Here is a 24,239-nt window from a genome sequence, read left to right on the forward strand (position 1 = left end):
TATGATCGACCGTGGGAGTCGCACCGCCGAGCGTGACGTCGAGCGACCGTTGGCCAGGCCGCGAGGCCGTAGTGGGGTCCGTGAGGACCTTGAGGAGTGGACCCGTGATGACCCGTTCCGTGCACGCCCGCAGCCGTCGGCCCGTACAGGCGGCCGCCCTGGGCACCGCCGCGCTGCTGGCCCTGAGCGCCTGCTCCTCCTCCGACGACTTGGGCTCTGCGAAGTCGGGCTCCGCGCAGTCGGGGTCCGGGACGAAGGTCTCCGGCGACATCACCGTCTTCGCCGCGGCCTCGCTGAAGGAGAGCTTCACGACGCTGGGCAAGGACTTCGAGATGGCGCACCCCGGCACGAAGGTCACCTTCAGCTTCGGCGGCAGCGACTCACTCGCCGCCTCCATCACCGGCGGGGCACCGGCGGACGTGTTCGCCTCCGCCAGCCCCAAGACGATGAAGGCCGTCACGGACGCCAAGGACAACGCCGGCGCGCCCGCCACCTTCGTGCGCAACCAGCTGGAGATCGCCACCCTGCCCGGCAACCCCGCCAAGGTCGCCTCGCTGAAGGACCTCACCGACAAGAGCCTGAAGGTGGTCCTCTGCGACAGGACGGTCCCCTGTGGCGCCGCCGCCAAGAAGGCGCTCACGGCGAGCAGGCTGAAGCTCACCCCGGTGTCCTACGAGGAGGACGTCAAGTCGGCTCTCAACAAGGTGGTGTTGAAGGAGGCCGACGCGGCCGTCGTGTACCGGACCGATGTGAGGGCGGCAGGTGACAAGGTGGAGGGTGTGGAGTTCCCCGAGTCCGCAGACGCCATCAACGCCTACCCGATCACCCTGCTCAAGGAGTCGAAGAACACCGAGACCGCCAAGGCGTTCATCGCGCTGGTGCGGTCCGCCGAGGGCCAGAAGGTCCTGACCGCGGCCGGGTTCCTCCAGCCATGACGCTCAGCTCCCCCCGCCGCACCGACGCCGCGGACACCGTCACCGGTGGCCCGCGGCGACGCCGTGCCTCCGGGTTGCGTGGGAGTCGGCGGGCTCGCGGCGGTGCTCCGCTGCCGCTGCTCGTGCCCGCCCTGATCGGCCTGGCCTTCCTGACCCTGCCGCTCGTCGCTCTGCTGATCAGGGCTCCCTGGCGCAGCATGCCCGACCTGCTCACCAGCCCCGAGGTCTGGCAGGCGCTCCGGCTCTCCCTGGTGTGCGCGACGGCGGCGACAGCGGTGTGTCTGGTGATCGGGGTGCCGCTGGCCTGGCTGCTGGCCCGCGTGGACTTCCCCGGCCGCGGACTCGTACGGGCCCTGGTCACCCTGCCGCTGGTGCTGCCACCGGTGGTCGGCGGTGTCGCCCTGCTCATGGCGCTGGGCCGCAACGGGGTCGTCGGCAAGTGGCTGGACTCCTGGTTCGGCGTCACGCTGCCCTTCACCACCACCGGGGTGGTGATCGCCGAAGCGTTCGTGGCGATGCCGTTCCTCGTCATCAGCGTCGAGGGCACCCTGCGCGCCGCCGACCCCCGCTACGAGGAGGCCGCCACCACGCTCGGCGCGTCCCCCTTCACCGCGTTCCGCCGCGTCACCCTCCCGCTCATCGCCCCCGGCGTCGCGGCCGGCGCGGTCCTGGCCTGGGCGCGTGCGCTGGGCGAGTTCGGCGCGACGATCACCTTCGCGGGCAACTTCCCGGGCCGTACCCAGACCATGCCGCTGGCCGTCTACCTCGCCCTCCAGAACGACCCGGAGTCCGCGATCGCCCTCAGCCTGGTCCTGCTCGCCGTCTCCGTCGCGGTCCTGGCCGGACTGCGCGACCGCTGGATGAGCCCCCAATGACCGAGACAGGCAAAACCGGCGCCGCTGCGGGCCTGGACGTCCGTCTCGTGGTCGAGCGCGGCTCCTTCCACCTCGACGTCACCCTCGCGGCGGCCCCCGGTGACGTGGTCGCGCTCCTCGGCCCGAACGGCGCCGGCAAGACCACGGCGCTGCGCGCGCTCGCCGGTCTCGTACCGCTGTCCGCCGGTCATCTGCGGCTGGACGGAGCCGAGTTGGACGGCACACCGCCGGAGTCCCGCCCGGTCGGTGTCGTCTTCCAGGACTATCTGCTCTTCCCGCACCTGAGCGCACTGGACAACGTGGCCTTCGGCCCGCGATGTCACGGGGCGAGCAGGGCGGCGGCCCGCGCGCAGGCCGCCGTATGGCTGGAACGTCTGGACCTCACCGCGCACGCGTCCGCCAAGCCCCGGCGCCTGTCGGGCGGCCAGGCCCAACGGGTGGCGCTCGCCCGCGCGTTGGCCACGCACCCGCGACTGCTCCTGCTCGACGAACCCCTCGCCGCCCTCGACGCCCGCACCCGACTCGAGGTCCGGGCTCAGCTCCGGCACCATCTGGCCGAGTTCGAGGCGGTCGCCGTCCTCGTCACGCACGATCCGCTGGACGCCATGGTGCTGGCCGACCGCCTCGTCGTCGTCGAGGACGGCCGGATCGTCCAGGAGGGCACCCCGGCGCACATCGCCCGGCATCCCCGCACCGACTACATCGCCCACCTGGTCGGCCTCAACCTCTACCGGGGCGAGGCGGAGGGGCACACCGTCCGGGTGGCGGGCGGGGCGGAGGTCACCACCACGGAGGACCTCACCGGTCCCGTCTTCGTCGCCTTCCCGCCCAGTGCGGTCACCCTGCACCGGGACCGGCCCACCGGCTCCAGCGCCCGCAACCTCTGGCGCTGCGAGGTCGCCGGACTGGAGACCCACGGCGACCAGATCCGCGCCGCGCTCACCGGCCCGCTCCCCCTCGCCGCCGACCTCACGACCATCGCCGCCGCGGAACTCGACCTGCGCCCCGGGGCCGGCGTATGGGCCACGGTGAAGGCGACGCAGACCCACGCGTATCCGGCGTGAAAGCAGCCTGCGGGGACTACGGGCGCCCGTCCGTGTCCGGCCCGTAGGTCTCCTCGATCCACCGGGCGTCCGTGAGGTACCGCTGGTCGTGTCCCTCGGCGACGTGCCGCTGTACGGCCGTGCGACCCGCCGCCGCTTCGGCGTGCATCCACTCCACCAGCGCCCGCAGCCGTGCCCCCGCGACAGTGGGAAGTGTCGCTCGCTCCGCTTCGGACAGGCGGTAGGCGTGGGCGAAGAGACTCAGGCGGCGCCTTCCCTCGGGGATGGGCAGCGAGGGTTCGGCCGCGTCCGGGGCGTACAGCGGCACAAAGCGGTAGGCGGTGTACGCCACGTCCCACAGGCGCGGGGCCGGGTGGGCGGTGTCGAAGTCGATGAACGCGACCGGGAGCCGGTCCCGGAAGACGGTGTTGTAGGTGGCCGCGTCGCCGTGACAGACGACCTCCGCGGGCTCGCGCGGTGCGAACTGCCATACGTCGTCGGGAAGTCGCAGGAAGCTCGCCGAAGCATCGTGGAAGTCCCGCAGAAGCCGGGCCGCGGCGATCAGCGACGCGTCGCTGCGCACCTGGGGCGCGTCGAAGTCGTGCCCGACCTCTCCGGGCAGGAACTCGACGATCTCCTCCTGGCCGTCCTCACTCACCCCGTACGGCCGCGGTGCCCCGGTGAACCCCGCCGCCGCGAGATGGGCGAGGAACCGCTGCACGGTCGCGCTCCATGGAGCCGCCGGGCGTCTGACGCGGTCCCCTTCGCGCACGACCTCGTTGATTCCGCCGCTCAGCACTTCGCGATCCTCCACAAGGGCACGGTAGGCGGCGCGGAGGGGAGCACGCAGCCGGATTTCGGCGAGCCCCCGGTCGGCCTGCGGTGCTTGACCACCGTGCCGAGGCCCCTCACCACCACGTCCGACGAACAAGTGGCTTATCGGCCACAGTTCGCGGATTCCTGAAGCAGATCCCCTGCGGCGCATTCGCAGAATTTGGCCCGTATTCAGTCATACGAAAAAGAAGCTCGCATGAGCACGGGATTCGAGCGCATTTCCCCTGGCACGCTGTGGTCGACGCGACCGCAGGCACCGGCGGTCGCGTCATATCCGTCGCAGTCGACAGGAAAGAGAAAGCAGTGCGAACTTATCTGGCCAGGACACTCGTCACCACCAGCGCCGTCGTCGGCATCGCCCTGGGAGGCCTCGCGGGAGCGGGTGCGAGCGTGGCGGCCCCGCAGCACGCCGCCACGGCCGCGGTCAGCAGCTCGCGGCTCGCACCCCTCGCGGTCAACAACCTCGGCCTGGACACCGCCCGGGCCAAGAACTGGCAGAGCTGCCTGAACGCGTGGGGCTTCAACGCCGGTACCGAGGACGGGCAGCTGGGCACCAACAGCTGGAAAGCGGCGCAGCGCATGCTGAACGCCTGGGGTTACAACGCCGGTACCGTCGACGGAATCGTCGGCAGCAATACGATCACGGCGCTCCAGAAGTTCCTGAACAATGTCGGCGAGAACGCCGGAACCCCCGACGGGATCGCCGGTCCGCAGACCAGGGCCGCGTTCTGGAATTACAACGCCACGGGTTGCTGATCTGCCCCTGAGTGCCGCGTAGGGCTGGTCGAGCGGCGCGTCGTCCGCTCGACCGGCCCGGACCGACGCCTCAGGGAAGCCGCCAGTCCACCGGCTGCACACCCTGCCCGACGAGAAGGTCGTTCGCCCGGCTGAACGGGCGGGAGCCGAAGAAGCCCCGGTCCGCCGACATCGGGGACGGATGCGCGGACTCGATCGCGGGCAACTCCCCCAGCAGCGGGCGCAGATTGCGCGCGTCACGGCCCCACAGGATCGACACGAGCGGCTTGCCCCGCGCCGCGAGAGCGCGGATCGCCTGCTCGGTGACCTCCTCCCAGCCCTGGCCGCGGTGCGCTCCGGGCTTGCGCGGGGCCGTCGTCAGCGCCCTGTTGAGCAGCAGCACGCCCTGCCGGGTCCACGGCGTCAGGTCGCCGTTCGACGGTCTGGGCAGCCCGAGGTCGGAGTGCATCTCGCGGAAGATGTTCTCCAGGCTCCCCGGCAGCGAGCGCACCTCCGGCGCCACCGCGAAGCTCAGCCCGATGGCCATCCCCGGCGTGGGGTACGGGTCCTGACCCACGATCAGGACGCGTACGTCGTCGAAGGGCTGCTGGAAGGCTCGCAGCACGTTCTGTCCGGCCGGCAGGTAAGTCCGGCCGGCCGCTATCTCGGCCCGCAGGAAGTCCCCCATCGCGGCGATGCGTTCGGCCACGGGTTCCAGGGCCTTCGCCCAGCCCGCTTCAACTAGTTCATGCAAAGGTCGTGGTGCCACAGCGCGTCACCCTACTGGCCCGCACCGACACCCCGTGTACGCAGGGAAGCCAGGCCCCCCGGGCCGCTACTCTTCCTCCACTCACGCGGCCGCCGGCTCACGGGGCCGACAGCTCAAAGCGCTGGCGGCTCACGCGGCCGCCGGCTCACGGGGCCGACGGCCGGGAAAGGGGCGAGTTCGTGGCGGAAGGATTCCTGGCCGTCGACTCCGGCGGGTCCGGTCTGCGGGCGGTCGTGGGTGTCCCGGGGCGGGAGGCCACGGCCCCGCGGGAGTCCGGGGTGCCCGTGCGGACGGGCCCGCGCGGGATCGATCCGGCGCATCTGATGGAACAGCTCGTGCCCATGGTCCGGTCCCTGCTGCCCGAGGCGGGAGTGACCGCGCTGGGCACGGCCGTCGTCGGAGCGGCCGGTATGGCGACCCTGGGCGACGCCCTGCGGGCCGAGCTGCCCGCCGCGCTGGCCCGGGAGTTCGGGGTCCGGACCGTCGCGCTCGTCGCGGACGCGGTGACCGCCTACACCGGCGCCCTCGGCCCGCGCCCCGGCGCGGTGATCGCGGCCGGCACCGGTCTGATCGCGATCGGCACCGACCTCAAGGAATGGCGCCGCGCGGACGGTTGGGGCCATCTGCTGGGCGACTGCGGCGGCGGGGCGTGGATCGGGCGGGCCGGGCTGGAGGCCGCGCTGCGCGCCCACGACGGGCGGCCCGGCGGCTCCGCGGCCCTGCTGGCGCTGGCCGAAGAGATGTTCGGGCCGTTGCGGGAGCTGCCCGGGAAGCTCTACCCGAGGCCGGACCGGGCCGCCGTGCTCGCCTCCTTCGCGCCCCAAGTGGCCGCCTGCGCCGACCTCGACCCGGTCGCGAGCGGCATCCTGCGCGAGGCGGCCCGGCACATGGCCGGATCGGCGGCCGCGGTCTGCCCGACGGAGGGCGAACCGCGTGTCTGTCTCACCGGTGGCTTGTTCCGGACGGGTGCCGCACTCGTCGTCCCGCTGGAGGAAGAGCTGAGGCGGCTGCTGCCGCACGCCCGGAACGTCCCCGCGGCGGGCGGGCCGTTGGAAGGATCGGTACAGATCGCCACAGAACTGGCGCAGGGTTCGTTCGCCCTGCCGAGTGACGAGTCGATGGTGCACCTGGTGACCCCAAAGAGGGGCTGAAGGGGACGTAACTCATCAGACAAAACCGGACGGATACCGCTCACCTGCACCCTCCCCGAACAGGGAAGCCCAGGAAACCAGTAACATGCGTCGCCATGAGCTCCCCCACTGGGCCCGCGTCCGGCCTGCCAGTACGAATGCCGCGACCTCGCCAGCCCGGGCGGCACCGCCGACCCGAGCCCCTGGCGGCTCCCGAGGGCGCGCCCGCGCTCGTCCTCGCGGTCCCGGGCACGCCCGGTGCTGCCACGCGCGGTCTCGCCGAGGAGGTCGTGAGCATCGCGCGCTCCGAGCTGCCCGGCCTCGACGCCCGGATCGGCTACCTCGACGGCGACGACTCGGAGTTCCCCACGCTCCAGGGCGTCCTGGTGCACGCCGCCGAGGAGCGCACGGCCCGTTACGAGCAGGCCAAGGCCGCCGGGGTGGACGTCAGGGAGCCCGAGGGTCCCGTCGCCGTCGTCGTGCCGCTGCTCGCCGGCCCGGACAACGCGCTGCTGCGCCGGATCCGCCAGGCCGTGATGGACAGCCGGATCTCCGCCGACCTCACCGATGTGCTGGGCCCGCACCCGCTGCTCGCCGAGGCGCTGCACGTGCGGCTGTCCGAGGCCGGGCTGGCCCGCGCGGACCGGGCCAGGCTGTTCACCGTGGCCACGGCCGCGGACGGCATCGTCCTGGCGGCCGTGGGCGGCGAGGAGGCCGTGCAGGCGGCCGGGATCACGGGCATGCTGCTCGCCGCGCGCCTCGCGGTGCCGGTGATGGCGGCGGCGCTCGACCAGGAGGGCTCGATCGCGTCCATCGCGGACCAGCTGCGGTCCTCCGGTTCGCAGCAGCTGGCGCTGGCGCCCTACCTGATAGGGCCGGAGATCGACCCCGCCGTGATCGAGGAGGCCGCCAAGGAGGCCGGCTGCTCCGCCGCCGATCCGCTCGGCCCCTACCCGGCGATCGGCAAGCTCGCCCTCGCCAAGTACACGACCGCGCTGGGCATCGCCCCGCAGCAGGCGCAGGGCGCGCCGGTGCGCTGACCGCGCCTGAACGCCGCTTGTGCCGAAAGGGACCACTCCAGCTGTCGGAGCGGTCCCTTCGGCATGTGTGCGGTGGCCCCTTCGGCATGTGTACGGCGGTCCGGCCCCCGGGCACAGCGGGCGGCCGTGGGGCGAGCGGGCGCGATGTCAGCCGAAGACGACGCAGGACGCGGCCGGTACGTCGATCGAGCCCTCGTAGCGGGGAAGGCCCGTGTCCGGGTCCACGGCGAACCAGGTCACCTCGCCGGAGCGCTCGTTGGCCACGTACAGGTATCCGCCGGACTCGGCGAGCGCCCGGGGCCAGTCGCCGCCGCAGAAGACCGTGCCGACCAGCCGCAGTTCGTCGCCCTCGACGGCGAACGTCGACAGGACGTCCTCGCCACGGGTGGCGGTCCACACGAACCGGCCGTCGGGAGAGACGACCACGCCCGAGGGGTAGGCGTTGCCCGCCGGGGGGCCGGCCAGCACCCGTGTCTCGCCCAGGGGCCTCAGGAGCCCTTCCTCGGCGTCCCAGCGGCAGACGGTCAGGGTCGGTGTCAGCTCGTTGAGGACGTACGCGTGGCGGCCGCCGGGATGGAAGGCCAGGTGACGGGGGCCGGAGCCGGGTCGCAGGGCGATCTCGCGGTGGACGGCGAGGGTGCCGTCCGTCAGCGTGCACACCCGTACCGAGTCGGTGCCGAGGTCGACGGTGACGATCCACCGGCCGCTGGGGTCGGGCTGCACCTGGTGGGCGTGCGGGCCCTGCTGGCGGGGTGTGTGGGGCCCCGACCCGGTGTGCCGGAGCACGGCGGAGGGGGCGGCCTCGAGGGCGCCGTCCGCGCGCAGGGGCACGGCGGTGACGCTGCCGGAGCCGTAGTTGGCGGTGAGGACGTGCCCGCCGTGCACCGCGAGATGGGTCGGGCTGTCCCCGTCCACCTGCACCGGCGGGCCCGCCGGCTCGGGCCGCTCGCCGGTCACCCGGTACGCGGCCACCGCACCCTCGGCCGTCTCGCTGACCGCGTACAGCACCTCGCGGTCGGCCGACAGGGCCAGGTACGACGGATCGGGCACGCCCTTCAGGGCCCCCAGGGCCTTCAGCGCCCCGGTGTCCGGGAACACGGTCGCCGTCACGATGCCGGGGCCCCCGGCCGCCGTGAACGACCCGATGTAGGCCCGTCGCCGCCCGCCGCCTTCTGCCACCGTGGTCCCCTCTCGGTCCTGTGCCGTTCGGGGCGACGGTAGCAGTCGATCACGACCGGTCTAGACCAGCACCGGTCATCTTCACAAGTCGAGATTCACAAGTCGAGACCAGCAGCGGCCACCTTCACAGGCGCAGCGGACGAGCGGGCGTCCGGGGAGCCGGCGTCAGGCTCCGACCAGCCGTGAGCCCGACGGCGCCCGCAGGGGCGTGGCCAGTTCCGCGAGCGCCCTTTCCAGGCCGTGGAGATGGGCCAGCGCGGGCTCCTCCGCGAGCGGGCGGTCCGTCACCGGGAGGTCCCTGCCGCCGGTGAGCGCCTCCACCGCGGCCTCCACCCGCCAGCACGCGGCGGCCAGCCGGGCGTCGTGCGAGGCCTCCGGGTCGGCGGCGACGGCGACCAGGCCGCGGATCTCCCGGGCGCAGTCGTCGAGGAGGGCGAGCACCCGGCGGGCGCGTCGCTTGCGGGCCGACATGGGGGTGAGGGGGTGTACCAGCGGGGCCACCGAGAGACGGACCCTGCCGAGCAGCTGCTCCAGTTCGGCCACCCGGCCGGCCGGGTCGGCGTCCGGCACGCCGGCGAGCCGGGCCGCCGCCTCGGCCGTGCAGACGTGCACACAGCGCAGGGCGCGCTGGATCCAGGCGTCGGTGACGGCATGGGTGGTGATCGGCAGCACGAAGAGCACCGCGAGGACGGCACCGACCGCACCGACGCCGGTCTCCGCGAGGCGCAGGACCAGCAGACCGGGCTCCAGGACGCCGAGAAGGCCGTAGAGGAGCTCGGCGAGCAGGGTGACCCAGAGCATCATCCAGGTGTACGACACGGCGGCCGTGTAGAAGATGCCGAAGACGCAGACGGCGACGAGTACGGCCGTCGGGGCCGGGGCCCCGTGCAGTGGTACGGCGACGAGGAGACCGAGTCCGATGCCGATCAGCGTGCCGAGGACACGGCGGAAGCCGCGCACCAGGGTCTCGCCGCGCGAGGTGGTGTTCACGAAGATCCACCAGGTGGCGCCGACGGCCCAGTACCAGCGCTGTCCCGAGATCAACTGTCCGACGACGAGGGCGAAGCCCGCGCCGGCCGTGGCCTGGACCGCCTGGCGGGTGGTCGCGCGGGCAAGGCCGGTGCCGGCGGGCGGGGCGGGCGCGGGTGCCGGGGGCAGCCGACGCTCGTAGCACCACAGTCCGAAGCGGACCGCGGCCGCGGTGAGGACGGACAGCAGGACGGCGGCGTACAGCTCGGGCAGGTGCCCGGTGCCTGCGTGCAGGAACTGCGCCACGAAGAAGGTCATGAACGCGAAGACCCCGAGGCTGTGCCCGCGCGGGCCCCAGCGGCGGGCGTAGACGCCGACGCCGACCACGGCGAGGAAGGTGAGGTCACGGGCGACGGGGTGGTCGTGCAGCCCGGCCGCCGCGGTGAGCACCGGCAGGCCGACGACGGGCAGCAGCGCGGTGGTGACCGCCTGGCCCCGCACGGTGGCGTCCGTGACGGTGAACAGGGCGAGCAGTGCGGCCAGGCCACCGGCGACGGCACCCGTGAGGGAGTGCCCCGCGAGGCCGCACACGACGACCGCGCCACCGATGCCGAGCACCGCTCGCGCGGCGAAGCGCAGCCGGACCCGCCCCGGGTCCGGAGCCATGAACACCCTCTTCAGCACGTACCGCCCCCTGGAACTCACCGGACACCGGCATGGAAAAGGCGCCGCGGGGATCCGCAGCGCCATCGACGGGCTCATTGCAGCATCCTCACCACTGTCGGCTCAAGCGAGCCCGGATATGCTGGGCCATTGGTACAGGAAGAGCGGTCCCGAGGCGTCCATCGGCGGACCATCGGACCAAGTGAGCGCGGGAGGTCGTACGGCATGGCCGTGGACGAACTCGACACCCGGATCCTGCGACTGCTGCTGGAGCAGCCGCGGACGAGCGTGCGGGAGTACGCCCGGATTCTGGGCGTGGCCCGCGGGACACTTCAGGCCCGGCTGGACCGCCTGGAGCGGGACGGGGTGATCACCGGGACGGGACCCTCGCTGTCGGCCGCCGCGCTGGGGCATCCGGTGCTGGCGTTCGTGCACATCGAAGTGACGCAGGGGCGGCTGGACGACGTGGGGGACGCGCTGGCTGCGGTGCCGGAGATCGTGGAGGCGTTCTCGATCGCGGGCGGCGGGGATCTGCTGACGCGGGTCGTGGCCAGGGACAACGCGCATCTGGAGGACGTCATCCAGACGGTGATCAGCCTACCGGGGGTGGTGCGGACGCGTACGGAGGTGGCGCTGCGGGAGCGGGTCGCGCACCGGCTGCTGCCGCTCGTGGAGTCGGTGGGGCGCGCGGCCCGGAGTTGATCCTTGTCATCCTGGTGCCATGAGCAGGCTCAGCGGCACATCGGTCGTCTTCGATCTCGACGGAACGCTCGTGGACAGCGAGCCGAACTACTACGAGGCGGGCCGGCAGCTCCTCGCCGAGCACGGTGTCCCGGACTTCGGCTGGGCCGACCACGAGCGGTACGTGGGGATCAGCACGCGCGAGACGGTCGCGCGGTGGAAGTCGCTGTACGGACTGCGGGCGTCCGTGGCGGAGCTGCTCGCGGACAAGAACCGGCGCTATCTGGAGCTGGCCCGGGCCGCCACGCGCGTGTACCCCGAGATGCGGAGGTTCGTGGAGCTGCTCGCGGCCGAGGGGGTGCCGATGGCCGTGGCCTCTGGGTCGTCGCGGGAGGCCATCGAGGCGATCCTGGCCGGGACGGGCCTGGACGCGTATCTGCGGACGGTCGTCTCGGCCGACGAGGTCGCCCACGGCAAGCCCGCGCCGGACATCTTCCTGGAGGCGGCCCGCCGGCTGGGTGCGGCTCCGTCCGACTGTGTGGTCCTGGAGGACGCGGCCCCGGGCGCGGCCGCCGCACACGCGGCCGGAATGCGCTGCGTCGCGATCCCGTACGTCCCCGCCCAGGCCGACGCACCGGACTTCGCCCACGCCGGCCTGCTGCTGCGGGGAGGCCAGGCGGAGTTCACGGCGCGGGCGGCGTTCGCGTGGGTGACGGGGGCGGCCTGAAGTCCTCCGGGCCACTCGGGATACCTCCGGAACGCGGCATCGTCACGACCCCAGCACCTTGGCGACGAACGCCGCCAGGTTCGTGACCGTCCGCTGGACCTTCTCCTCCAGCGTGAGCGTCTCGTGCAGGCGCGCGCCAGCCCCCGCGTCCCGCTTGCCCCGCACGTACAGCGAACACGCGAGGTCCTCGCATATGTAGGCGCCGACCGAGTTGCCCTGCTGCCCGGCCTTGCCCGCCTTCGGGGCGACCATCAGCGAGACGCCGCCGGTGTGGGTGGTCAGGCACATCGAGCACATGCTCTTGCGCGTCTGCGAGAAACCGCGCGCACCGGCCCGTAGCTGGAGGGCCCTCGGGCGTCCTTCCAGCACGGTCACGAGGTAGGCGCGGTCGGGGGCCTGCGGATCGCGCCAGCCGAGGTAGTCGAGGTCCTCCCACGGCCGCTCGGCCAGGTCGCGCGGGACGGACAGGCGCTTCGCCTCACCCTTGGTGCAGTTCACGAAGGCGGCGCGGATCTCTTGCTCGGTCAGCGGTTCCATAACTTCACGCTAGTTTGCCTAAAAGCTTTAGGCAAACACATAATCGGTTCAGGCGGACGAGAGGACATGCATGGCACGGGCAGGGCTGACGACGGAACGACTGGTCCGGGCGGGCGCGGAGCTGGCCGACGAGGTGGGCTTCGAGCACGTGACCGTCTCGGAGCTGGCCCGGCGCTTCGACGTGAAGGTCGCGAGCCTGTACTCGCACGTCAAGAACTCGCAGGACCTCAGGACCCGGATCTGCCTGTTCGCCCTGGCGGAGCTCGCCGACCTCTCCGCCGACGCGGTGGCCGGGCGGGCCGGCAAGGACGCCCTGATCGCGTACGCCGACGTCTACCGCGACTACGCCCACGCACATCCCGGCCGCGCCGAGGCTGCCCGGACGAGGCTCGACCCCGAGACTGCGGCTCTCAGTGCGGGCGTACGGCACTCGCAGATGATGCGGGCGATCCTGCGCGGATACGACCTGCCCGAACCCGCCCAGACCGATGCCGTACGGCTGCTGGGCAGCACCTTTCACGGATACGCCAGCCTGGAGGGGGCAGGCGGGTTCAGCCACAGCTCCCCCGACTCCGAGGAGTCCTGGAGACGCATCCTGGACGCCCTCGACACGCTGTTGCGCAACTGGCCCACCCGCTGACCGACAGGCTGAGGACATGCCCGACTGGATCACCACACCCGTCACCGCCGACCTGCTGCGCGGCGCCCTCGACGTGGAGCGGACCGAGCTCGGTGTGCTGCCGCACCGGCTGCCCGCGCGGGCCCGCGCCCAGAACACCGACGAACAGCTGGCCATGGCCGAGTCCCAGCCCGCGGGGGTACGGCTGGTCTTCCGCACCCGGGCCACCGTGGTGGAGCTGGAGAGCCTGCCGACCAAGCGGACCTACGTGGGTGCGCCACCGCGGCCGCACGGCCTGTACGACCTGGTGGTCGACGGGCGACCGGCCGGTCAGGGCAGCGTGCTCGGCGGCAACGTCATCACCGTCGACATGACCGAGGGGACCTCCGAGACACGGCCGGGCCCGCCCGGGACCGTGCGGTTCGACGGGTTGTCAGGCGAGGTCAAGGACGTCGAGATATGGCTGCCGCACAACGAGACCACCGAGCTGATCGCCCTGCGCACCGACGCACCCGTCGAACCGGCACCTCCCACCGACCGCCGGGTGTGGCTCCACCACGGCAGCTCCATCAGCCACGGCTCCGACGCGGCGAGCCCCTCACGGACCTGGCCTGCGGTCGCCGCGACGCTGGGCGGGGTGGAGCTGATCAACCTGGGCCTCGCGGGCAGCGCACTGCTCGACCCGTTCACCGCCCGGGCGGTGCGGGACACCCCCGCCGACGTGATCAGCCTCAAGATCGGCATCAACATCGTCAACCATGACCTGATGCGGCTGCGGGCCTTCGGCCCGGCGGTCCACGGTTTCCTCGACACGGTCCGCGAGGGCCACCCGGACACACCCCTGCTGGTCGTCTCGCCGATCCTGTGCCCGATCCACGAGGAGACGCCGGGGCCCTGCTTCCCGGACTTCAGCGAGATCGAGGAGGGGCGGTTCCGGTTCAGGACGATGGGCGACCCGGCGGAGCGCGCCACCGGGAAGCTGACCCTCCAGGTGATCCGCGAGGAACTGGCCCGGATCGTCAAGCAGCGGGCCGCCGAGGATCCGCACCTGCACTACCTGGACGGCCGTGAGCTGTACGGAGAGCCCGACGCGGCCGACCTCCCGCTCCCGGACGACCTCCACCCGGACGCGGCGACGCACCGGCTCATAGGGGAACGGTTCGCGGGGGCGGTGTTCGGGGCGGACGGGGTGTTCGGGGGTGACGGCGCCTGAGGGGGCGGCTCGAGGGGCGGGAAGGCGGGAGGCCGTGGCGGCGATCCCAGCCGTGGCCGCCGTCGCAGCCGTAACGGCCAGGGCGCCTACCCCCTGCGCTTGGGCTTGCCCCGTCGACCAGCCGCGCCGCCCTTGGCGCCGCCGGCCCTGCCGGACCCGCCGCCGGTTCCGCCGGACCTCCCGGAGCCTCCCCTGGCGGCCCTGGCCCCGCCGGAGGCTCCACGCGCCGCGCCCTTCCCGGCGCCCCCTCCCGGCTTGCCGCCCTTTCCGGCTGGTCCCTTCTTTGATTCCGGCTCCGGCTTCGACTGTGTCCGTCCCCGTGAGCTGTTCACGGTCCGGCCCCTGACGATGCCGATGAAGTCCTCGACCAGGTCCGTCGTGGCGTCCTCGGGCCAGGCGAGGGCGACGGCGGACTCCGGGGCGTCGGTGACGGGGCGGTAGGTGAGGTCACGGCGGTGGTGGAGGCGGGCCAGGGACTGCGGGACGACGAGGACGCCGATGTTCGCCGCCACGAGCTCGATCGCGTCGGCCGTGGTGGCCGGACGTTCGAAGGCCGGTTCGCCGGGCGGTCGCTCCCAGCCGATGACGTCGTCGAGGGGATGGACGACGACCTCGTCGGCGAGGTCGTCCAAGGTGATCTCCTCGGCGGCGGTCACCACGTGGTCCTTGGGGACGACGACGACCGTGGTCTCGGTGTAGAGGGGGATCGCGCTGAACACCGTACGGTCGACCGGGAGTCGCACGAGCCCGGCGTCCGCGCGGCCATCGCGCAACACGTCGGAGGCCTCGGAAGCCGTCACCTGGAGGAGCTCCAGGGGGATGTCCGGCAGACGCTCCTGCCAGATCCGCACCCACTTGGCGGGCGTCACCCCAGGGACGTACGCGAGCCGGAAGGACGGGGATGCTGGCGAGTCTGTCACGCGGCAAGGTTACCCACTGTGGTCGGACGTCTCGTGCGCGGCCGATAGTCTTGGTGCCATGACGTCGCACCAGAACACCCAGACGATGAAGCCCGCGACCGCGGCGAAGAAGCTGGGTGTGTACCTCCCCGCCACCCCTGCCGAGTTCCAGGAGGGTGTCGTCTCGCGCGCCGAGCTGAACGAGCTCCAGACGAACCCGCCCCAGTGGCTCCAGGACCTGCGACGCAACGGCCCGCACCCCCGTCCCGTCGTCGCGGCCCGGCTGGGTGTCTCCATCGCCGGACTCGCCCGCGGCGGGATCACGGAGGCGCTCACCACCGAGCAGATCGAGGCGCTGCGCGAGGCCGGCCCCGAGTGGCTGGAGAAGGAGCGCGCCACGCAGGCGGAGGTCCGCAAGGAGACTGCCCGCCTGAAGGAGAAGAAGGCCCAGCAGGAGGACTAGCCCCTGCCCGTGCCCCTCATGAGCGAGCACCCTCCGCGGGCCCCGGAAAACTCCGATGCGCCCGGTCGAACACCTCTGCGACCATTCCGGCATGATCCACCGTCTGGAACGCCTGGTCATCCGGCACACCCTGCGCATCCCCGCCCCCGCGGGTCCCGCCGGGGCGGGTGACGTCGCCGCGCGGCAGTTCGACGCCGCGTTGACGTCCGTCGGCTTCAAGCTGTCGGCCGACGCGCTGAGGACGCTGTCGGGGCTGTCCGAGGGCACGGTCGTCGACACCGCCGTCCGCACCCTGGCCACCGTCCGCGAGCTGGTCGGCGACCATGTGCGGCACAACGTCTACTTCGTCGACTTCCCGGCGAACGTCCCGGACACCTTCGAGTTCTGGACGCGCTGCGTGACCGAGGCGCTGGAGGACCGCAAGGCCCGACCCGGCATCATCGCCCAGCTCCGCACCGGTGTGATCAACTTGCTCACGCTGCCGTCGTACGGCACCTACCAGCACACCTACGAGGAGATGCTGGCCGCGCACGACGAGCTGCTCGCGGCGGCGGGCGACCGGCTGACCGTCCTGCACCTGGGCGAGCCTCTGGAAGCCGAGGTCACCGCCCTGTATCTGGCGCTGGCCGGCAGCAGCACCCCGCTGGGCGAGGAGCCTCTGGCCGACCTCGGGGTGCTCGCCGGGCACTGCGCGGACGGCCCCCAGCCGGAGACGATCCCGGTCCGGGAGAACCGTGCCGTGGTCAACGCGGCCCGGCTGAAGGTGGGCTCGGCTCCGCTGCTGGACACCGTGACCGATGTGCTGCGGCTGGCCTGCGCGGTGTCGGACGGGGACGTGAGCCTTCAGCAGCCGACCCGGTTCCGCACGATGTCCCGGCCTGTGCGCCGCGCCCTGCTCGCGGGACTGGACGAGGTCGTCGCCGGGGCTCCCGCCAAGCTCGCCGACGTCCTCGCGCACCGCGAGGCCTTCAAGCGGCTCGGCGAGCGTCTGCACCCGCACGAGTACCCGCGGTGGCCGCATGCCGCCGAGGTGTTCGCCGTCGCCCGGGGCGAGAAGAAGGCGTACTCCTTCGACGGCCGGGTGGAGGCGCTGTTCGAGGCCGGTGACGTGACCGGGGCCGCGGAGCTGCTCAAGTCCGCGCCGGGCAAGCTGTTCCGCGGGCTGGACCGGCTGCTGCGTTCCGCCGCCGGCCAGGAGGAGCGGGACGCCGTGGTGGCCGCCGTCGAGGAGGTCGCACCGGAGGTCTCCGGGCGGGTCGTGCTGTCGGTGCGTGAGTACCTGCACAACCGGGCCGAGGAGACGGGCCGCAAGCGGGTTTTCATCAACCGGGGCGGGCGCGCCCATGTCACCGACGACGCGCGTCGGGCCGTACCGGAGGACGAGCGCAAGCGTCTGATCGCGGTGCTCGACGCGGAGACGGCCCGCCGACTCCCGTCTCCTGAGCGGCTGTTGGTGGATCCCGAGGTGCTCGGGGTGGCGCTTCCGCTCAGCGGGCGGGCGACCGCGGCCGGGCTCGGCGTGCTGCCGCGGGGGTCCGTCTCGCGGGTCGACGGGGAGCTGCTGCGGTTCTTCGTGTACTGGAAGCAGAAGCAGCGCGTCACCGACTACGACCTGTCGGCGCTGCTGCTGGACGCGGAGTACGACACGGTGTCGTGGCTGTCGTACACCAATCTCCGCGCGGTGGAGGGCGAGCACTCCGGTGACATCACCAACGCCCCCGACGGCGCCTCGGAGTTCATCGACCTGAGGCTCGGGAACGTGCGCGGCACGTATGTCGTCCCGCAGGTCAACATCTTCGCCGGGGAGCAGTTCGAGGAGGCCGAGGAGTCGTTCTTCGGGTTCATGCTGCGCGAGGGCGAGCAGAAGGGGCGGCCCTTCGAGCCCCGTACCGTGCGCATGAAGTCGGAGCTGCGCGGTCCGGGCCGGGTGGCGCTGCCGCTGGCGTTCCGGCGTGCGGAGGACGGGAGTTGGCACGCCAAGTGGCTGCACCTGTACCTGAAGGGGCATCCGGCGTACAACCGCGTCGAGGGCAACCAGGTGTCGGTGGCGAACCTGCTGCGCTCCGTCGTCGAGGGCGAGCAGCTCACGGTCGGTTACCTGACCGGGCTGATGGCGAACGGCGGTACGGACGTGTCGACGTGGGACGCCGCGGCGGTACCGGACGAGCCGGTGACCTACGTCGGTCTGGAGCGGCCCGAGGGTCTACACCCGGACTCGGTGGTGATCACCGCGGAAAATCTGCGCGACTTGATCCCCGAGTGACTGTTAGCGTTACGGATGGCGAGGCCATGGAAGGGCTTCCTTCTCACTTGCGATGAGACCCCATGGGGCTCGGATTTCAGTCCTTCCGCTTTCCTCGTCCTCGATGTGACGCTCGTGGTGAGGCCATGAAGGGGCTTCCTTCTCACCGGTCTCGAAAACCGGCCTTGCAACGGCCCCAGTTCCTTCGCTCTCCTCACCGCGACGTCACGAGCCCAGGCGGTCCCGGACGGTGTCTCACCGTTCCAGGGCCGCCTTCGCCGTGCTGAGCGCCTGCTCCGCGTATCCGCGCCCGAACAGCACGGCGTGCACCAGCAGCGGGAAGAGCTGGTGCAGTCCGATGCGGTCCCGCCATCCGTCGGCGAGCGGTGCGGCCCGCTCGTAGCCGCGCAGCACCTCGTCCAGGTGCGGGCAGCCGAACAGGTGAAGCATCGCGAGGTCGGTCTCGCGGTGGCCGCCGTGCGCGGCCGGGTCGATCAGCCAGGCGTGACCGTCGGCGCCCCAGAGGACGTTGCCGTTCCAGAGGTCGCCGTGCAGCCGGGCGGGCGGTTCGGCGGGGCCCGCCAGGTCCGGCAGCCGTTCGCAGAGCCGCTCGATCACCAGTGCCTCCCCCGAGGCGATGGTGCCGTCGTCCACGGCGCTCCGCAGATACGGCAGCACCCGGTGCCCGGCGTACCACTCGGGCCAGTCGGCGCCCTCGACGTTCGGCATCGGCGCCCGCCCGATGTACGCCTCCCGCGGGCCGCCGGGCGGCGCCGAACCGAAGGCGGGGGCACCGGCGGCGTGCAGGGCGGCCAGCGCGTGTCCCAGGCCGGCCGCCGCGTCCCGGCCCGGCCGGCCCCGGGGCACCAGATCCGTGACCAGCCACCGGTCGTCATGGCCGTGCACGAGGGGCACCCGTACCCCCACGCCCCCGGTCCCCGCCCCTCCCAGCCAGCGCAGACCCGCCGCTTCGGCCGCCACTTCGCCGGGCGCCTCGCCCCGCTTGACCATCACCGGCCGGCCGTCGTCGAGGGTGACTTCGGTCAGCGCGCCGGACACCGGGCGCTCCCCGGTCGCCGTCCGGCCGGTGAGCCGCGCCGCCGCCGCACCCGGGCCGTCATCGTCGTCGTACACCTGGACCTCCCTCGTCAGCACAGCCCCCATGGTGCCCGAGGGGCTCCTGCACAGCCTCTGTGAAGACTCCCGGCCATGTCTTGACATACGGAAAGAGGGATCCGTAGCTTGGCCGATCATTTAGATCCGTGAAGGACGTTCACGGATATGAACTGAGCGGAGAGTGTCCATGGGCGATCGCCGACGACGACGCCGCCTGGCCGCGGCTGCCACCGTCGCGGGACTGATGTTCGGAACGGCCGCCTGTGGCTCCGGCTCCGACGCCGCGGGCAGCAGCGATCCGAACACATTGGAAGTGTGGACCCGGAGCAATCCGGACGACGCCGCCACCTACGACCGGGTCTTCGCCGCCTTCACGAAGAAGACCGGCATCAGGATCGACTACCAGCCGGTCATCACCTTCGACCAGCAGCTCCAGAGCCGGGCGTCCACCAAGGACCTGCCGGACGTGATGATCAACGACACGGCCCTGATGGGCAGTTACCAGAGCCAGGGGCTGCTCAAGCCGATCGATCCGCACGCGCTCGCGGGTGGCGACCAGATCACCGCCAAGTCCTGGTCCTCCACGGTGGGCGTCGACGGGAAGCACTACGGCATCCCGTACTCCCGTCAGGCCCAGACCCTCATGATCCGCAAGGACTGGCTGAAGAAGCTGGGGCTCAAGGCGCCCACGACCTGGCAGGAGATGCTCTCGGTCGCGAAGGCCTTCGCCACCGAGGACCCCGACGGCGACGGCAGGGCCGACACCTACGGCATCGTCGCCCCGGCCAGCGCCCAGAACGGCTACGCGGCCATGTGGGGTTCGAGTTTCCTGTGGCAGGGCGGCGCGCAGATCATCAAGCCGGACGGCAAGGGCAAGTACTCCCCCGCCATGGACTCGGCCGCCGCCGTCGACACCGTGACGTGGATGAAGGACAACCTCTTCTGCGGCGCCAAGGGGATCGTCCAGCCCGGCGCGATCACCGCCGTCACGGGCACCGCCACCAACTTCCAGGACGGCAACGCCGGGATGTACCTGACCGGGCCGTACAACATCACCACCTACGACACCACGCCCGGCAGGAAGACGTACGAGGTCGTCCCCGCCCCCGCGGGCCCGGCCGGCGGCGATGTGCTGGCCGACGGCGAGAACGTCTACCTCGGCGCGAGGACCGGCAAGGACCGGCAGGAGCTGGCACTGGCCGCGTTCCTGGTCTCGCCGGAGGGCCAGCGGATCGCCATGACCAGCGTCGACGGCCACCAGCCGGTCGTCCGCATCCCGGTCAACTCGACCCTGGACGCGGCCGAGGTGCGGCACGACCCCCGCTGGAGCGTCGTGCAGAAGGCCTACGAGACCGCCTCCGAGCAGTTCCCGAACGCGCCGGACTTCGCGCCCATCAAGCAGGACACCGCCGACGCCCTCAACTCGATCTTCACGTACTGCGGCGGTGACGTCCGCTCCCAGCTCAAGGAACTGAACGACACCCTCGCCGGTGACCTCAAGGACCAGGACCTGCTGAAATGACAGCGACCGTACCCGCCCTCACAGCGCGCAGGGCCCTCAGCAAGAAGGCCGTCGTCCCCTGGCTGTTCCTGGCCCCGGGTCTGCTGCTCGCGCTCGTCTTCAAGTTCTGGCCGATGGCCAAGGGCATCTGGCTCAGCTTCTTCGACGTGCGGCCCTTCCTCGGCGACCGGTGGATCGGCCTCGACAATTACACCCGGGTCCTCACCGACCACCGCTTCCAGGAGGCCATCGGGCACACCCTGGTCCTGGGGATCGGGCAGTCGGTCGGCGCGATCGTGGCCGGCTTCGCCCTCGCGCTGCTGCTGGAGGGTCAGGCCCGCTCGCTGAGGATCCTGCGGACCGCCGTGTTCCTGCCCGCGGTCACCGCGACCGCCGTCGTCGGTGAGCTGTGGCGGCTGATGTACTACCCGACCTCGGACGGCCTGATCAACAGCGGGCTGCACTTCCTCGGGCTCGGCACCGTGCAGTTCCTCGACAACCCGAACATCGCGCTGTACTCGACGATGGCGATGGGCATCTGGATCTGGGCCCCGTACAACATGGTGATCTTCCTGGCCGGTCTAGCGGGCGTGGACCGCTCGCTGTACGAGGCGGCGGCGATGGACGGCGTCTCGCTGTGGCAGCGGCTGCGGTACGTGACGCTCCCCGCGATCCGTCCCGCGCTGATGATCGTGCTCACCCTCGCCACCATCCGCGGTCTGCGTGTCTTCACCGAGGTCTACGTCCTCACCGGCGGCGGCCCCGCCGGGTCGACCGAGGTGTGGATGACCCGGGCCTACACCCTGGGCTTCACCCGCAACGACATCGGCGGCGCCTCGGCGGCCTCGGTCGTGCTGCTGTGCGTGACGCTCCTGCTCACCGTCATGGTCAACCGCCTCCGCAAGAGGGGAGCAGCGCGATGAGCGCTCCCGTCATCGACTCCGTCCGGCCCACGGCCGCCGACACCCCGGCCGGCCGGGGCACCCGGGGCCACCGGAGCACCCCGGCCCGCTTCGACACCGCGCTCGGCTGGGACGACCGGCCCGGGCTCGCCTGGGGCCTGCGCGTCCTGCTCTGTGTGATCGCCCTCGCGGTGTTCGCGGCGCCCTTCCTGACGATCTTCTCCGGCGCCTTCACCACCCACCCCAGCGGCTCCTCGCTGTCGTTCCTGCCGCACGGCACGACCCTGTCGAACTTCAAGGTGGCGGCCGCCCAGGGCATGTGGGACTACCTCGGCAACTCGCTGGTCATCGCGGGCGGCGGACTGCTGCTCCAGCTCGTCGTGTGCACCCTGGCGGCGTACGCGCTGGCGCGGCACAGGTTCCGCGGTCAGGCACTGATCATGATGTTGTTCATGATGACGCTGATGCTGCCCGAGGAGGTCATCGCGATCCCGCTGTCGCTGGTCCTCGGTGACGTGCCGGTGCTGCATCTGGACCTCAAGGGCACGGTGTGGGGCGTGATCCTGCCGCTGGGCGCCTGGGGCTTCTCGGTGATGATGATGACCGAGTTCATGCGGGACATCCCCGACGAGATCGAGGAGGCGGCCCGCCTGGACGGCGTCGGCGAGCTGCGGATGCTGTGGCAGATCGTCCTGCCGCTGTGCAGGCCCGCGCTGGGCGTGGCCGGCGTGCTCGGCTTCATCATGATCTGGGACCAGTACCTGCTGCCCCTGATCGCCGCCAAGGACCCCACCGACTACACGGTCACCGTCGCCCTGGCCACCCTGCGCACCGACCCCGTGGTCGGCTCGGGTGTGGTGCTGGCCGGTGCGGTCATCGCCCTGATCCCCAGCCTGATCGTCTATCTGCTCCTCCAGCGCTCGCTGGTCACCGGCATCGCCGCCGGTGCCACCAAGGGCTGAGACCACCGTGATGACGAGGGAGACATGAAGTTCCAAGGAGTGCTGTTCTTCCCGGTGACACCGTTCGCCGCGGACGGCTCGCTGGACGAGGAACGCCTCGCCCGGCACATCGAGAACGGCGTCGCGGCCGGTGCGGGCGGTGTGTTCGTCGCCTGCGGCACCGGTGAGTTCCACGCCCTGACCTCGGACGAGGTGGAGCGGGCGACCCGGGTCGCGGTGGAGACGACCGCGGGCCGGGTACCGGTACTCGCCGCCGCGGGCGGCCCGGCACCGGTCGCCCGCGACCAGGCCGCCCGCGTGGCGCGCGCGGGCGCCGACGGCGTCCTGCTGCTCCCGCCGTACCTGGTGAGGGCCCCGCAGCAGGGCCTGGTGCGCTACGTCGAGGAGGTCACCGCCGCGAGCGACCTCCCGGTGATCTTCTACCAGCGCGGCACCGCCCGCCTCAGCGCGGAGACTGCCGCCGAGATCGCCGCGCTGCCCAAGGTGGCCGGCATCAAGGACGGCCTCGGCGACATCGAGCACATGCACCGCGTCGTGCGCGCGGTGCGGGCCGTGCCGGGCACGGAGGACTTCCAGTTCTTCAACGGCCTGCCGACGGCGGAGACGACGGCGCCCGCCTACCGGGGCATCGGCGTCCCCCTGTACTCCTCCGCCGTGTTCGCCTTCGCGCCCGAGATCGCCCTCGCCTTCCACCGGGCGCTCGCCGCGGGCGACCGACCGCTCGTGGACATGCTCCTCGACGAGTTCTACGGCCCCTTCGTCCGGCTCCGCGACGAAGTACCGGGGTACGCCGTGGCGTTGGTCAAGTCGGGAGTGGCCCTGCGTGGCCTGGACGTGGGGGGCGTACGGGCACCCCTCGTCGATCCGGGCCCCGAGCACCTCGCGCGGCTGGCGAAGCTCATCGACCGTGGACTGGAGGTGGTCGGCGCATGAGCGACCCGACCCGCATCAAGGAACTGATCGTCACTCCCATCGCCTTCCGGGACCCGCCCCTGCTCAACTCCAACGGCGTGCACGAACCGCTCGCCCTGCGGATCATCCTCCAACTCGTCCTGGAGGACGGCACGGTGGGCCTGGGCGAGTCCCCGGGCGGGGTGGCCCGCCTGGAACGGCTCGAGGCGGCGGCGAAGGTCGTCGTGGGCATGGACGTCTTCGACTCGACTGCCGTCTCGGCCGCGATCGACGCCGCGCTGCTGCCGACCGTGCCCTCCTCGCACGAGCGCGGCTGGACCACCTCGGCCGTGGAGGTGGCCTGTCTCGACGCGCAGGGCAAGCTGCTCGGCCGCCCGGTCAGCGATCTGCTGGGCGGCCGGGTCCGGGACTCGGTGCCGTTCGCCGCGTACCTCTTCTACAAGTGGGCCGAGCACCCCGCTCTCGACGGCCGCGCCGCCGTGGCGGACGAGTGGGGCGAGGCCCTGGACCCGGCGGGCATCGTCGAGCAGGCCCGGCTCATGCAGGAGCGGTACGGCTTCAGGTCCTTCAAGCTGAAGGGCGGGGTGTTCCCTCCGGACGAGGAGATCGCCGCGATCCGGGCGCTCGCGGAGGCGTTCCCCGGACAGCCGCTGCGGCTGGACCCGAACGTGGCGTGGACGGTGGAGACGTCGAGGTACGTGGCGCGTGAACTCGACGGTGTCCTGGAGTACTTGGAGGACCCGACCAAGGGCATCGAGGGGATGGCGGCGGTGGCGAAGGACGCGCCGATGCCGTTGGGCACCAACATGTGCGTGGTCGCCTGGGAGCATCTGAGGCCGGCGGTCGAACAGAACGCCATCCAGGTGCTGCTGACGGACCACCACTACTGGGGCGGGCTGCGCCGCACCCGTGAACTGGCCGCCGTCTGCGAGGCGTTCGGCCTGGCCCTGTCGATGCACTCCAACTCGCACCTCGGCATCAGCCTCGCCGCCATGACCCATGTGGCGGCGGCGATCCCGAACCTCGACCACTCCTGCGACACGCACTACCCGTGGAACCACGCCGACGACGTGATCCGCCCGGGCGTCCTGGAGTTCCGCGACGGCGAGGTCACGGTCCCGACCGGCCCCGGCCTCGGCGTGGAGCTCGACCACGAGGTCCTGGAGCGGCTGCACCGCCTGTACGTCGGCTCCGGGATGCGCAGCCGGGACGACACCGGATACATGCGCCGCTTCCGGCCCGACTACGAACTCCGGCTGCCCCGCTGGTGAGTCGCCCCCGTGGGAAGGGCGC

General features: G+C 72.0%; 24 protein-coding genes. 17 read left to right on the forward strand and 7 right to left on the reverse strand.

Annotated features, from left to right (window positions below):
• Positions 1-107: 107 nt before the first annotated feature.
• From modA to IF54_RS0123665, 3 genes are read left to right on the forward strand one after another with little or no spacing between them, the layout of a single operon-like run.
• Positions 108-935: a molybdate ABC transporter substrate-binding protein gene (gene modA, locus IF54_RS0123655; RefSeq protein ID WP_030321918.1), complete on the forward strand. Its 828-nt coding sequence runs from the start codon at positions 108-110 to the stop codon at positions 933-935.
• Complete coding sequence (locus IF54_RS0123660; protein ID WP_030321920.1) at positions 932-1,810, forward strand: ABC transporter permease; 879 nt, start codon at positions 932-934, stop codon at positions 1,808-1,810. Before modA ends, IF54_RS0123660 begins: the two co-directional genes overlap by 4 nt.
• Positions 1,807-2,874: an ABC transporter ATP-binding protein gene (locus tag IF54_RS0123665; protein WP_030321922.1), complete on the forward strand. Its 1,068-nt coding sequence runs from the start codon at positions 1,807-1,809 to the stop codon at positions 2,872-2,874. Before IF54_RS0123660 ends, IF54_RS0123665 begins: the two co-directional genes overlap by 4 nt.
• 16 nt (positions 2,875-2,890) lie before the next feature.
• On the opposite strand, the gene IF54_RS0123670 is transcribed toward IF54_RS0123665, so the two are convergent.
• Positions 2,891-3,667, reverse strand: a complete 777-nt coding sequence (locus IF54_RS0123670) for an aminoglycoside phosphotransferase family protein (protein ID WP_234439042.1) — start codon at positions 3,665-3,667, stop codon at positions 2,891-2,893.
• Between the two features lie 323 nt (positions 3,668-3,990).
• Between IF54_RS0123670 and IF54_RS0123675 the strand changes: the two genes are divergently transcribed.
• Positions 3,991-4,443, forward strand: coding sequence for a peptidoglycan-binding domain-containing protein (locus IF54_RS0123675; protein WP_030321924.1), 453 nt, complete (start codon positions 3,991-3,993; stop codon positions 4,441-4,443).
• Between the two features lie 70 nt (positions 4,444-4,513).
• On the opposite strand, the gene IF54_RS0123680 is transcribed toward IF54_RS0123675, so the two are convergent.
• Positions 4,514-5,191 (reverse strand): uracil-DNA glycosylase, encoded by a 678-nt coding sequence (locus IF54_RS0123680; RefSeq protein ID WP_028809551.1) that lies wholly within the window; start codon positions 5,189-5,191, stop codon positions 4,514-4,516.
• Between the two features lie 179 nt (positions 5,192-5,370).
• On the opposite strand from IF54_RS0123680, the gene IF54_RS0123685 reads away from it, so the two are divergent.
• Positions 5,371-6,342 (forward strand): N-acetylglucosamine kinase, encoded by a 972-nt coding sequence (locus IF54_RS0123685; RefSeq protein ID WP_030321927.1) that lies wholly within the window; start codon positions 5,371-5,373, stop codon positions 6,340-6,342.
• 95 nt (positions 6,343-6,437) lie between these two features.
• Complete coding sequence (locus IF54_RS0123690) at positions 6,438-7,361, forward strand: sirohydrochlorin chelatase (protein WP_063754952.1); 924 nt, start codon at positions 6,438-6,440, stop codon at positions 7,359-7,361.
• Between the two features lie 147 nt (positions 7,362-7,508).
• On the opposite strand, the gene IF54_RS0123695 is transcribed toward IF54_RS0123690, so the two are convergent.
• Positions 7,509-8,540: a lactonase family protein gene (locus IF54_RS0123695; RefSeq protein WP_030321931.1), complete on the reverse strand. Its 1,032-nt coding sequence runs from the start codon at positions 8,538-8,540 to the stop codon at positions 7,509-7,511.
• 165 nt (positions 8,541-8,705) lie between these two features.
• Positions 8,706-10,193 (reverse strand): FUSC family protein, encoded by a 1,488-nt coding sequence (locus IF54_RS0123700; protein WP_030321933.1) that lies wholly within the window; start codon positions 10,191-10,193, stop codon positions 8,706-8,708.
• 204 nt (positions 10,194-10,397) lie between these two features.
• Here IF54_RS0123700 and IF54_RS0123705 point away from each other — a divergent pair, with 204 nt between their 5' ends.
• Positions 10,398-10,874, forward strand: coding sequence for an Lrp/AsnC family transcriptional regulator (locus IF54_RS0123705; protein WP_030321937.1), 477 nt, complete (start codon positions 10,398-10,400; stop codon positions 10,872-10,874).
• A gap of 19 nt (positions 10,875-10,893) precedes the next feature.
• A complete protein-coding gene (locus IF54_RS0123710; protein ID WP_030321939.1) occupies positions 10,894-11,580 on the forward strand; it encodes an HAD family hydrolase in 687 nt (228 codons plus the stop codon).
• 42 nt (positions 11,581-11,622) lie between these two features.
• Here IF54_RS0123710 and IF54_RS0123715 read toward each other — a convergent pair whose 3' ends face one another.
• Positions 11,623-12,117 (reverse strand): FBP domain-containing protein, encoded by a 495-nt coding sequence (locus IF54_RS0123715; protein ID WP_030321940.1) that lies wholly within the window; start codon positions 12,115-12,117, stop codon positions 11,623-11,625.
• A 70-nt stretch (positions 12,118-12,187) separates the two neighbouring features.
• On the opposite strand from IF54_RS0123715, the gene IF54_RS0123720 reads away from it, so the two are divergent.
• Both IF54_RS0123720 and IF54_RS0123725 read left to right on the forward strand, forming a co-directional pair.
• The gene (locus IF54_RS0123720) at positions 12,188-12,757 is read left to right on the forward strand and encodes a TetR/AcrR family transcriptional regulator (protein ID WP_030321942.1); all 570 of its coding nucleotides are present in this window, start codon (positions 12,188-12,190) and stop codon (positions 12,755-12,757) included.
• A 16-nt stretch (positions 12,758-12,773) separates the two neighbouring features.
• Positions 12,774-13,949 (forward strand): GDSL-type esterase/lipase family protein, encoded by a 1,176-nt coding sequence (locus tag IF54_RS0123725; RefSeq protein ID WP_030321944.1) that lies wholly within the window; start codon positions 12,774-12,776, stop codon positions 13,947-13,949.
• An 86-nt stretch (positions 13,950-14,035) separates the two neighbouring features.
• On the opposite strand, the gene IF54_RS0123730 is transcribed toward IF54_RS0123725, so the two are convergent.
• Positions 14,036-14,869 (reverse strand): LysR substrate-binding domain-containing protein, encoded by an 834-nt coding sequence (locus IF54_RS0123730; RefSeq protein WP_030321946.1) that lies wholly within the window; start codon positions 14,867-14,869, stop codon positions 14,036-14,038.
• Positions 14,870-14,927: 58 nt separating this feature from the next.
• On the opposite strand from IF54_RS0123730, the gene IF54_RS0123735 reads away from it, so the two are divergent.
• On the forward strand, positions 14,928-15,311 hold the full coding sequence (locus tag IF54_RS0123735; protein ID WP_030321947.1) for a DUF5997 family protein: 384 nt from the start codon (positions 14,928-14,930) through the stop codon (positions 15,309-15,311).
• A gap of 91 nt (positions 15,312-15,402) precedes the next feature.
• Positions 15,403-17,574, forward strand: a complete 2,172-nt coding sequence (locus IF54_RS0123740; RefSeq protein WP_030321949.1) for a TerD family protein — start codon at positions 15,403-15,405, stop codon at positions 17,572-17,574.
• A gap of 234 nt (positions 17,575-17,808) precedes the next feature.
• Here the strand turns inward: IF54_RS0123740 and IF54_RS0123745 are convergent, their stop codons facing one another.
• Positions 17,809-18,687, reverse strand: coding sequence for a fructosamine kinase family protein (locus IF54_RS0123745; protein WP_030321951.1), 879 nt, complete (start codon positions 18,685-18,687; stop codon positions 17,809-17,811).
• Between the two features lie 169 nt (positions 18,688-18,856).
• Between IF54_RS0123745 and IF54_RS0123750 the strand changes: the two genes are divergently transcribed.
• The 5 genes from IF54_RS0123750 to IF54_RS0123770 are packed head-to-tail and all read left to right on the forward strand — an operon-like array spanning position 18,857 to position 24,217.
• Positions 18,857-20,191 carry a sugar ABC transporter substrate-binding protein gene (locus tag IF54_RS0123750; protein ID WP_030321952.1) on the forward strand — a complete coding sequence of 445 codons (1,335 nt, stop codon included), beginning with the start codon at positions 18,857-18,859 and terminating at the stop codon, positions 20,189-20,191.
• Entirely contained in the window at positions 20,188-21,093 is a 906-nt protein-coding gene (locus IF54_RS0123755) for a carbohydrate ABC transporter permease (RefSeq protein ID WP_030321953.1), read from the forward strand. Before IF54_RS0123750 ends, IF54_RS0123755 begins: the two co-directional genes overlap by 4 nt.
• Positions 21,090-22,034: a carbohydrate ABC transporter permease gene (locus IF54_RS0123760; RefSeq protein WP_030321954.1), complete on the forward strand. Its 945-nt coding sequence runs from the start codon at positions 21,090-21,092 to the stop codon at positions 22,032-22,034. Before IF54_RS0123755 ends, IF54_RS0123760 begins: the two co-directional genes overlap by 4 nt.
• A 24-nt stretch (positions 22,035-22,058) precedes the next feature.
• Positions 22,059-22,967 (forward strand): 5-dehydro-4-deoxyglucarate dehydratase, encoded by a 909-nt coding sequence (locus IF54_RS0123765; protein ID WP_030321955.1) that lies wholly within the window; start codon positions 22,059-22,061, stop codon positions 22,965-22,967.
• Positions 22,964-24,217, forward strand: coding sequence for a glucarate dehydratase family protein (locus tag IF54_RS0123770; protein ID WP_030321956.1), 1,254 nt, complete (start codon positions 22,964-22,966; stop codon positions 24,215-24,217). The genes IF54_RS0123765 and IF54_RS0123770 overlap by 4 nt, the downstream gene beginning before the upstream one ends.
• Positions 24,218-24,239: the final 22 nt, after the last annotated feature.

It is taken from the genome of Streptomyces sp. NRRL B-3229, from assembly GCF_000719505.1.
Lineage (GTDB): Bacteria > Actinomycetota > Actinomycetes > Streptomycetales > Streptomycetaceae > Streptomyces > Streptomyces griseorubiginosus.

What these genes read in the sequence shown, in the direction of transcription:
- IF54_RS0123720 (WP_030321942.1), top strand. Translation starts at nt 12,188, where the DNA reads ATGGCACGGGCAGGGCTGACGACGGAACGACTGGTCCGGGCGGGCGCG.
- IF54_RS0123715 (WP_030321940.1), bottom strand. Translation starts at nt 12,117, where the DNA reads ATGGAACCGCTGACCGAGCAAGAGATCCGCGCCGCCTTCGTGAACTGC.
- IF54_RS0123755 (WP_030321953.1), top strand. Translation starts at nt 20,188, where the DNA reads ATGACAGCGACCGTACCCGCCCTCACAGCGCGCAGGGCCCTCAGCAAG.
- IF54_RS0123725 (WP_030321944.1), top strand. Translation starts at nt 12,774, where the DNA reads ATGCCCGACTGGATCACCACACCCGTCACCGCCGACCTGCTGCGCGGC.
- IF54_RS0123760 (WP_030321954.1), top strand. Translation starts at nt 21,090, where the DNA reads ATGAGCGCTCCCGTCATCGACTCCGTCCGGCCCACGGCCGCCGACACC.
- IF54_RS0123705 (WP_030321937.1), top strand. Translation starts at nt 10,398, where the DNA reads ATGGCCGTGGACGAACTCGACACCCGGATCCTGCGACTGCTGCTGGAG.
- IF54_RS0123735 (WP_030321947.1), top strand. Translation starts at nt 14,928, where the DNA reads ATGACGTCGCACCAGAACACCCAGACGATGAAGCCCGCGACCGCGGCG.
- IF54_RS0123740 (WP_030321949.1), top strand. Translation starts at nt 15,403, where the DNA reads ATGATCCACCGTCTGGAACGCCTGGTCATCCGGCACACCCTGCGCATC.
- IF54_RS0123750 (WP_030321952.1), top strand. Translation starts at nt 18,857, where the DNA reads ATGGGCGATCGCCGACGACGACGCCGCCTGGCCGCGGCTGCCACCGTC.
- IF54_RS0123770 (WP_030321956.1), top strand. Translation starts at nt 22,964, where the DNA reads ATGAGCGACCCGACCCGCATCAAGGAACTGATCGTCACTCCCATCGCC.
- IF54_RS0123660 (WP_030321920.1), top strand. Translation starts at nt 932, where the DNA reads ATGACGCTCAGCTCCCCCCGCCGCACCGACGCCGCGGACACCGTCACC.
- IF54_RS0123665 (WP_030321922.1), top strand. Translation starts at nt 1,807, where the DNA reads ATGACCGAGACAGGCAAAACCGGCGCCGCTGCGGGCCTGGACGTCCGT.
- IF54_RS0123690 (WP_063754952.1), top strand. Translation starts at nt 6,438, where the DNA reads ATGAGCTCCCCCACTGGGCCCGCGTCCGGCCTGCCAGTACGAATGCCG.
- modA (WP_030321918.1), top strand. Translation starts at nt 108, where the DNA reads ATGACCCGTTCCGTGCACGCCCGCAGCCGTCGGCCCGTACAGGCGGCC.
- IF54_RS0123765 (WP_030321955.1), top strand. Translation starts at nt 22,059, where the DNA reads ATGAAGTTCCAAGGAGTGCTGTTCTTCCCGGTGACACCGTTCGCCGCG.
- IF54_RS0123710 (WP_030321939.1), top strand. Translation starts at nt 10,894, where the DNA reads ATGAGCAGGCTCAGCGGCACATCGGTCGTCTTCGATCTCGACGGAACG.